Source organism: Synechococcus sp. H55.11 (assembly GCF_047462475.1).
GTDB lineage: Bacteria > Cyanobacteriota > Cyanobacteriia > Thermostichales > Thermostichaceae > Thermostichus.
In genome coordinates this window covers 1-8932 of the sequence record NZ_JANSJI010000049.1, presented here as the reverse complement: position 1 = coordinate 8932, position 8932 = coordinate 1, and the positions used below count along the sequence as shown (strand labels likewise).

Here is an 8932-nt window from a genome sequence, read left to right as displayed (position 1 = left end):
GGAGCAAACCTAACGGGCGCAAAACTAAGTCCCGGCTGGGATCGATTTGCTGACTTGAGCGGGGCCATCCTCCCCGACGGAACCATCCATCCCTAGCAGGCCCGACTAATGTTCAGCTTCACCGAGGTGGGTCTAGATCGGAATGACCGTAATCCCACTTTCCAAAACACGTTATCGATGGTTTGGGTATTTTCCGTATCTTTAACTACAGATTTTTCGGTAGGATTGATCGTGTAGAGCTCCTGATGCTGGAGAGCAGCCTCATGAATGCAGCCGCTGAAAGGGGTGGGGTGAGTCTCCTTGCCCGCCATCGCCACAACATGGCAGCTTCCCTGGCCCATCGTTTGGCAGCAGCCAGAGCGGCCAACAACACCCGCTTGGTGGAATTGTTAGAGCAAGAGGAGCGGCAACTGGCAGCCGAGTACGGCAGCAGGGATCCTTCCTCTCCAGCGCTGTTTGGAGGATGGCGCCGCCTTTGGCAGAGCCTAAAAGCGGTTTTGACGGCTTGCGATGAGCTGCGCGTGCGTCAATGGGTAGATGGTAGCGGCAGGGTCTGGTGGTCTGTCCAAGACCTGATTACAGGGGAGCGGCTGTGCACCCATTCCGATGGGGAGTTGATGGATTGGATCGAGCAGCACTGCCGGGACAATTAGTCTCCTCTCTGCGCTAAGCTGGGGCGACGGCATCTGAGGATCCGAGTTGATAGGATCGCAGGGGTTGTTTATTAGCTTTGGGAGATGTGAGATGGTTTGGCAGTTGTTGACGTGGCCGGCCCAAAGCTTGCTTTGGCTAGCGGAGCAAATTCAAGAACGCGCCGAAGCACAACTGGATAACAAAGAAAACTTGCAAAAAGAGCTTACAGCCTTGCAAATCCAGCTAGATTTGGGAGAAATTGACGAAGACACCTACGCCCGCCGAGAAGAAGAGATTTTGTTGGCCCTGGAAGCCCTAACCCAGGCAGAACGAGCAGCCGAAGCACAAAGTGCTGATGGCGAGTTGGCAGGGGATCCCTGAACTTTGCGAGGGGGCAGAACATGGGAGAATGGGCTTCTGTACACCCCCATCTTTCCTAACCTGGGCTGTTTTCAATGACTGAATCGCATGAAACCTTGATGCTCCGCGACGAGCAGAACCAGCCTCTCAAGTGCGAGATTCTGCGGCAGGTGGTCATCGATGGGCAGACCTATGCCCTGGTCACTCCTGTCGATGCCGTGATCAAAGTGCTGGTTTGGGAAGGGGAACCCAACCAGGCGGTGAACGGAGACGCCGACATGGAAGGGATCCTGGACGAGCCGGATCCGGAAGAGCTACAGGCTGCCATCCCCACCATCCAGGCGGTCTTGGGGGAGTTGAACCTGACCTTGCAGCAGAATGGCTTTGACATCCTTACGGTTCAGGGAGAGCTGCCCCCCGTCGAAGAGGAAGATGTGTTCGAGCTGGGCGAGAGCGAAGAAGATGCCCAGGAGTTTCAACTGCTGGCTACGTTTTTCTACCAAGAGAAGAAATACGGCATCTTTGCTCCCCTGGATCCCGTTTTGATCTATGCTGCTTTGCCCGAGGAAGGGGATCCCTATCTGCTCACCCCGGATGAGCCTCCAGAGCTTTTCGATCAGCTCTATGCTCTGCTGCTGGATCTGGACGAGGAATGGGAAGGCGAGGATGACGAAGAAGAGGAGGACGAAGATTAGGCCGTGAGTGAACCCTCAAGGGTTGGGTAGCGACCAGGAGCAACAGGGATGCAGCCGGTTGATCTGACCACCCTGCGTGCGGTGCTGGCGGATCTGACGGGGGCAGCGGCAGGGCGGGATTCTTGGTTGCCCGCCCGCGTGGAATGGGTCCAACAGACCGATCTGTGGACGGTGGTCATCGGTTTGCGCACGCTCACTGCCCGCCCCTGCCTGCTGTTGTGCTGGCATCCCCAAGCGGCGCGTCTCCACCTCTGTCAGCCTCCTGCCAAAGAGCCGGACGGCTTTCAATTTAGCCAGTTTCTCCAACGGCAACTGAGGGGTTTGGCGCTGACGGAGCTGGCTCTCACAGACGAGTGGGAACGGGTGATCGACTGTCGCTTTGCCCCTCGGCCCGGGGATCCCCCGCAGCGCCATCTCTACCTAGAGGTGATGGGCAAGCACAGCAACGCCATTTTGGTGGACGAGGCAGGCCTGATTTTGGCCAGCGGCCATGGGGTGAGCGAGCGGCAATCGCGGGTGCGTCCGGTGCAGCCGGGCCTTCCCTACGAGTCCCCTCCAGCCCTGACTGCGCCGATCCCACAGCGATCCGAGCCTTTCTCCTCTTGGCAAGAGCGCATCGCCTTGATCCCCGGCCCCATCGGCCAACGGCTGTTGCACGGTTATCGCGGTCTCAGTCGGCATTTGGTGGAAGCGATGTGTCATCAGGCTGGGATCCCGCCGCAGACCCCCAGCGATCACCTGTCTGTCCATGATTGGCAGGCGCTGTTTGCCAGGTGGCAGGACTGGCTCACCCGTCTGGAAACAGGCCGGTTTGAGCCGGCGCCCACTCCCCAGGGATACACCGTCCTCGGTTGGGCAAGCCGTCCCGTCAGCCCTCCGACGGAGTCCTTGCACCAACTTCTGGAAGACTACTACCAAGCTCAGCTCAACCGCGAACAGTTTGAGCGAGAGCGCCACCGCCTGCTGCAAAAGGTGTCCACCCTGCTGAAAAAGCTCTATCAGCGGCGAGAGCAATTTGAGACGATGCTGGCCGAATCCACCCAAGCGGAAGCCTCGAAACGAGCTGCCGACTTGTTGATGGCCCACCTCCACCTCTGGCGGCCAGGGCTGCACCACATCGAGCTGCCAGATTTTGCCAGCGGCCAGACGATCAAGATCCCGCTCGACCCGGAGAAAAATGCCATTCTCAATGCCCAAGCCTACTACCGCAAGCACCGCAAACAAAAACGGGCTCAGGAAGCTGTGCGGCCTTTGCAAGAGGCGGTAGAGCAGGAGATCAGATACCTGGAGCAGGTGGAAGCGTCTCTGCAGCATCTGGAAACCTATCGGGATCCCCAAGACTTGGCCGCCCTCAAGGGAATTGAGACCGAGCTGATCCAACAGCGCTACTTGGAGAGTCCTGCTCGCCACAGCGGGACAGAATCCTCACGGATGGGATCAAAGCATTCCCCACCACAACCCTTCAACCCCCATCGCTTTACCAGCCCCAGTGGCTTCCCCATCTGGGTGGGGCGCAACAACCTGCAAAATGACCAACTGACCTTTCGCGTGGCCCAGGAACACGATTGGTGGTTTCACGCCCAGGAGATCCCCGGCAGCCATGTGCTGCTGCGCTTGCCCCCCGGCGCCGTGGCCGAAAGCGAGGATCTGCAGGCGGCTGCCGATTTGGCGGCTCATTTCAGCCGCGGTCGCCTCAGCGAACAGGTGCCGGTGGTGTATACCCGCCCGAAATGGGTGTTCAAACCGAAGGGATCCCCGCCCGGCATGGTTGTCTACAAACAGGAGCAGGTGCTTTGGGGCCGCCCCAGCCGTGCTCAATGCCTCATCGCCTCAGCCCTCGCGCAACACTGACGCTGTTTTCGGTCAGGTGGCTGTAACAGGCATCTTTAGGGAAGAACGCTGAGGGAGTGGCTGGCGCTGCGGCCATAGCGGCTGGGATCGTACATTTCTTCCGCCAGGGCAGGGGCCACCTGGAACTGGCCGGGGATCTCTGGACGGAAGAGGTAGACGAACTCGTGGCGGCCCTGCCTGAGCTCGGTGCTGAAGAAGGCCACGCGGTCGTCGCGGTTTTCTTGATGGGTCCAAAACCAGTCCCACCAGTAGTCGGGGGCCGAGCCGGTGAGCAGCCGCGGATCCTGGGAGGTGATCTCGGCGCCGCTGGGCAAGGGATCCTCGATCACCACATAGTGGCTATCGCGCTCAGCTTCCACCGTCAGCCGGGCCAGGAGCACCTCGCCGGCGCGCACCGCCTCGCCGGGGCGCAGGAGCTGTTCTCGGTAGCGGATCTCTCCATTGGCTTGGGGTTGGGGCTGTAGGCGGAAGTAGCTGCGGCCGACGGCAAAGCCTTGGCTTTGAGAGGGCAGAGGGTTGGGAACAAAAGCTTCTCCCCTCAAGCTGTAGTAGAGGGGGCCGGGGCCGGATTTTTCCAAACGCAGGCGGCTCAGGGTGCTCACCTCGGCGTCGTCCCAGTCCAGCACTTGGCGGGGATCCGCACCGCCGGCCTGCCAACGCGCCAGTTCAGCTCCGCTCACCTCCTCCAACACCCGCACCTGGCCGGGGCCAGGCTGTTGCTGTTGCTGGGCTTGGTAGTAGGCCACCAGGCCCAGGAGGGCGTCGGCGGTGGCTTTGGTGGTGCGCCAGCGGTTGTCCTGCCGCTGCTGGAGAAGGGCGGTGGCGATCTCGCCAGCGCGGCCATCCTGCAGGCGCACGGCCAGTTGCAAGAGGGGCCCGGCCACCTCCAGGTCGTCGTAGGTGGAGCGCTCGCCGGTTGGCGGGGCGGAGGCGGCAGGAAGAAACCAGCGCCCCTGGGGATCCCTTTGCCGCCGCTCTAGAACCTCATCCAGAGCCGCTTGGGCGGGATCCCGCTGGCCCTGTTGCAGGGCGGCCAGCCCGCGGTAGGCCAGGCCAAAGGTGGAAAGCTGCGGCGGCGGCGGCAGCTCGGCAGTCACCAGCGCCGGATCCCAGAGGGCCAGGCTGTAGGCCACAAAGGCCCGCAGATCGGGGGAGAGGGGTTGGAACTGCTGCCCAGCCAGGTACTCCAAAGCCCGCTGCACCCGCCACTCCTTGAGGGCATAGCCAGCGGCCTGGGCGAGATGATAGCCCTGCAGGATGTAGGCGGTCAGGTAGGGGTTGCTGGTGTCGTAGGCCCACCAGCCCCAGCCGCCGTCGTAGTTCTGGGAGTCCTCCAGCCGCTGCAGGCCGGCTCGAACCACCCGCGGCAGCCGCTCCAGGGTGGGCGAGCGCAGGTTCAAGCCCAACTGCTTGCTGGCCTGGGCCACCGCCAAGGCGGGCAAAAAGCGGCTCAAGGTCTGCTCGGTGCAGCCGTAGGGGAACTGGACGAGATAGTCCAACGGCCCCAAAAGCTCCGCTGCCGGGCTGGCGGCCAGTTCCAGATGCAGGTGTCGGGATCCCGGCACCCAAGTGGCCGGCCAATCCAAAGGCAGCTCAAGGCTGTTCGCCTGCAGCCGCCCCATTTGGAAGAAGCGGTGTACTGCCCCCAAGGGCTGGCTGGGGATCCGCAGTTGCAGCGCATCCTGCAGCCCCTCCCCTTGCGCCCAAACCCGCACAGGGGTATCGCCGGCCCCCAGCACCTGCAGCGGCCATTCCACCCGCTCCGCTCCTTGGGCGGGCACGGTCAGGCGTTGCCGTTGGGGGCCCTGCACTTCTAGGTTTCCGGGCACTTCCAGCCCCACTTCCACTGCTTGGGCTTGACCGGTGCGGTTTTGCACGATGGCCGCCAAGGTGAGCCGATCCCCCACCCGGAAAAAGCGGGGGGTGGCCAGGCGCACCAAGAGGTCTTTGCTGACAGCGACGGTGGCTAGGGCGGAGCCCACCTGGGTGTCGGCGGTGGCGGCGCGGGCGGTCAAGCGCCAGGTAGTCAGGTTGTCCGGCCAGCGCACCTGGACCTGGGCTAAGCCATCGGCATCGGTCACCAAATCCGGGAACCAGGCGGCGGTATCGCGAAAGTCTTCCCGCACCTGGCCGGCCAGCTTGTCGGCACCACCGGGGTATTGCTGAGGGAAAGAGGTGGTGGTGGTAACTTGGTTGTCCTGGCGCCCGTAGAAGAAGCGGCGGATATCGGGGGTGAAGTCGGGCCGCAGCAGGTAGAGGGCGTTGTCCACGATCCCCAACCCCACCTCGGCGCTGACCGGCTGCCCTTGGGCGTTGCGGGTGCGGATTTGAATTTGGGCCGTCTCCCCTGGTTGATAAGTGGGTTTATCCGTCTGCAGCTCCACCTGCAAAAAGCGATCCAACGGCGAGACCCGCAGCAGAGCCTCGTTCTGGTACAGCCGCCGCTCTGGGCCGAGGACGGTGGCGGTGACGTAGAGGTTGGGGCGATACTCCTCCCGGATGGGCAGGCGCAGGGTGGCCGTATGCCCCTGCAGGCGCAGCACCTGTACCTGGTGCAGCCGGGATCCCTCCAGACCCACCAGCACCGGCAGATCCGGCAGCGGCGAGACGATCAGGAGCTGGGCCTCTTCCCCCACTTCGTAGATCTGGCGATCCGCCACCACCTCCAGGCTGGGCAGGGATCCCCAACTTGGCAGGGGGTTGCCCGGCTCCACCACCCAGAGATGGTCTACCTCCTGCACGCGGTAGCGACGAGGATCCTGGGCCGTCAGCCGCACCCGGTAGTCTCCCGGCTCCAGGTCGGCGGGCAGGCGCAGAACCAGGCTGCCCTCGCCGTTGACAACCTGAAAAGATTGCCGCAGCAGAGTGGCTTGCCGTCGGTAGACGCTGCTCTGGGGATCCCAGCGCCAGCGCTCCAGGCTCAGCTCCCCGGCGGTGCTGACCGGTTGGCCGTCGTAGTCGCGGGCTTGCAGCCGGTAGGTGATGACATCCCCTGGAGCAGGCAGGTGGCGATCGGCCTCGGCAAAGAGGGCAAATTGGCCGGCCGTCACCCAGGCCCGTGCCGTTCCGGTCACGCTGCGGCGGCTGATATCACTCACCTCCACCTCGATGCGCAACTGCTGCACCTCCTGCGGGCCCCAGTAGCTGTCTTCCTCCCAGTCCAGATCCTGCAACAGGCGCTCCAGGCGAAACTCCGCCCGCCCCTGGGCATCCGTCACCCCTGCTCCTTCCGCCACCAGCCCCCCGTAGCCGCCGTAGTAGCCCTGCTCCTCTCCCAGGTCGCCGGCAAAATAGTCTTCTGCCCCCGAATGGGGCAACAGCCCGTAGCGCAGGCTCCAGTCGGGGCTGCTGTAAACCCAGTAGCGAAGCTGGGCAGCGGCCACCGGCGCCCCGAAAAGATACTCGGCCTCCACCTGTACCTTCAGGGATCCCCCCCGCACCAGCCAAGGCCGGTCGGGCACCACCCTCACCTCAAACTCCGGTTTGCGGTAGGCTCCCACCTCGAAGGCGGTGTACTCGCGGCTGGATCCCTGCGGCCCGGCCACCCGCCACTCCAGGCCGTAGCTGCCCAGGGGGGTTTCCTCCGGCAATTGAAACTGCCCGTGGACGCTGCCGAAAGCGTTGGTGGCCAGGGTTTGCTCGCCCAGCACATCGCCGTCGGGGGCGGTGAGGGTTACTTGCACCGGCTGGCCTGCCGAGGTGAGGCGGTCGTGCTCCCGCACCAGGGCGCGAAAATAGACCGTCTGGCCGGGGCGGTAGAGGGGACGATCCGTGTAGGCGTAGATGCGGTGGGGCTGGTTCCAGCCATAGGCATAGCTGCGGGACAAAGCCTGCAACGTGTTGTCGGCGCTGTGGCCATAGACCACCAGCGAGGATCTCTCCCCTGTCGGCAAGCTAAACCGGGCCAGCCCCTCCTCGTCGGTGGTGGCAATGAGGGGATCCCTCCACTCCCCGAAAACTTGGATCTGGATCCCCGGCAGAGGACGCAATTCCCGCAAATGCACCGCCTGCACCACCAACTGGCTGGCATCCTGTTTCTGGATGAGGCCCAGGTCACTCACCAAAAGCCACTCCCCCGACCAAGGCAGCGGTGCCGCCGCCTGCCGCGGCTGTTGGCCTTCCGCCTCCAGCCAGTAGGCCCCCGGCGGCAGGATCCCCAGCTCCAGGGTGCGAGTCACCTCTTCTCCCCCCAGCGGCTGCTGCCAACGGCGCACCAGCTCTCCTCGCAGGGCCGGAGCCAGGGATCCATAGCCAGCATCGGCCAGATCCCGCAAGAAAGGGGATCCTTCCAAATCAGCCAGGGAAAAGCGGTAGAGGGCAAACTGCACCGCTCCCAGGCCACTGGCCCGCCACTGCAGCCGTGCCGGCTCTGCGGTCGTGAACACCGAGCTGAGGCTGTAGAGGTAGAGGCTGGGGGGCAGAAGCTGCGGGCGTAGGAGAGGAGCAGAAGCTATCGCCCCTTCCCGCACCTGCACGGGTCTCTCGCTGGAGACCGTCTCTAGGCCGGATCCCCGCACCGTCACCCGGTATTCCCCAACGGGCAGCCGCTCCAGGCGGTACTCGCCCTCCGCAGACGGGCTGATGCTGCGGCTCACCGGGCCGGCGGCAATCACCTGGACGTTCCCCGGCGCCATCCCTGCCGGCAGCTCCACCCGCCCCAGCAGGGATCCCGTCGGCTGTTCCGAAAGCAAGACCGCCAGCCCCACTCCCAAAAACACCACCAGGGCCACCAACCACCGCCGCAGCATGGATCCCTTCCTCCTCCCGATGGGTTCTGGTTGCCCTGGGGATTCAGTCGCTACTTCACCAGCTCAAACACGTTGAACATGGGCAGGTACATGGCCACGATGATGCAGCCCACCATCCCGCCCAAGATCACGATCATCAGCGGCTCGATCAAGCTGGTGAGGGCGCGCACCGCCTCCTCCACCTCCAGCTCGTAGAAGTCCGCCGTCTTCATCAACATGGCATCCAGCTCCCCCGTCTCTTCGCCCACGCTGATCATCTGGATGGCCATGATCGGGAAGACCTTGGCCTTATCCAGGGCCGGCGCGATCTGCCCCCCCTCTGAGATGGATTGGCGGGCAGCGTCGATGGCGTTGGCCACCACCTGGTTGCCGGAAGTGTCGCGCACGATCTCCAAAGAAGTCAGCACCGGCACCCCGGAGCGGGTGAGGGCCCCAAAGGTGCGGCAAAAACGGGCCACCGCCGATTTCTGGATCAGATCCCCGAAAATGGGGAGCTTGAGGGCCAGAGCATCAATGGTCTCCTTGCCGGCGGGGGTGCGGTAAAAGCGCTGGAAAGCAAAAAAGACCGCCACCAAAAAGCCCACCAGGCCCAAGCTGTACTGGGGGGTGCGCAGGAACTTGCTGATGTTGATAAAAAACTGGGTA

Annotated in this window: 6 protein-coding genes; 4 read left to right on the top strand and 2 right to left on the bottom strand. The window is 63.4% G+C overall.

The window, feature by feature from the left end; all coding sequences use genetic code 11:
- Positions 1 to 263 precede the first annotated feature (263 nt).
- The 4 genes from NW853_RS02015 to NW853_RS02000 all read left to right on the top strand — a co-directional run bounded on the left by NW853_RS02015 (position 264) and on the right by NW853_RS02000 (position 3539).
- A complete protein-coding gene (locus tag NW853_RS02015; RefSeq protein WP_414347445.1) occupies positions 264 to 653 on the top strand; it encodes a hypothetical protein in 390 nt (129 codons plus the stop codon).
- Between the two features lie 91 nt (positions 654 to 744).
- Positions 745 to 1014, top strand: a complete 270-nt coding sequence (locus NW853_RS02010) for a gas vesicle protein GvpG (protein WP_414334125.1) — start codon at positions 745 to 747, stop codon at positions 1012 to 1014.
- A gap of 74 nt (positions 1015 to 1088) precedes the next feature.
- A complete protein-coding gene (locus tag NW853_RS02005) occupies positions 1089 to 1688 on the top strand; it encodes a DUF3727 domain-containing protein (RefSeq protein ID WP_414334123.1) in 600 nt (199 codons plus the stop codon).
- A 48-nt stretch (positions 1689 to 1736) separates the two neighbouring features.
- Positions 1737 to 3539: an NFACT family protein gene (locus NW853_RS02000; protein WP_414347443.1), complete on the top strand. Its 1803-nt coding sequence runs from the start codon at positions 1737 to 1739 to the stop codon at positions 3537 to 3539.
- Positions 3540 to 3574: 35 nt separating this feature from the next.
- Here the strand turns inward: NW853_RS02000 and NW853_RS01995 are convergent, their stop codons facing one another.
- Both NW853_RS01995 and NW853_RS01990 read right to left on the bottom strand, forming a co-directional pair.
- Positions 3575 to 8287, bottom strand: a complete 4713-nt coding sequence (locus NW853_RS01995) for an MG2 domain-containing protein (protein ID WP_414347440.1) — start codon at positions 8285 to 8287, stop codon at positions 3575 to 3577.
- 50 nt (positions 8288 to 8337) lie between these two features.
- Positions 8338 to 8932, bottom strand: a 595-nt coding sequence (locus NW853_RS01990) for a type II secretion system F family protein (protein WP_414347437.1), incomplete at its 5' end; no start/stop codon positions are given.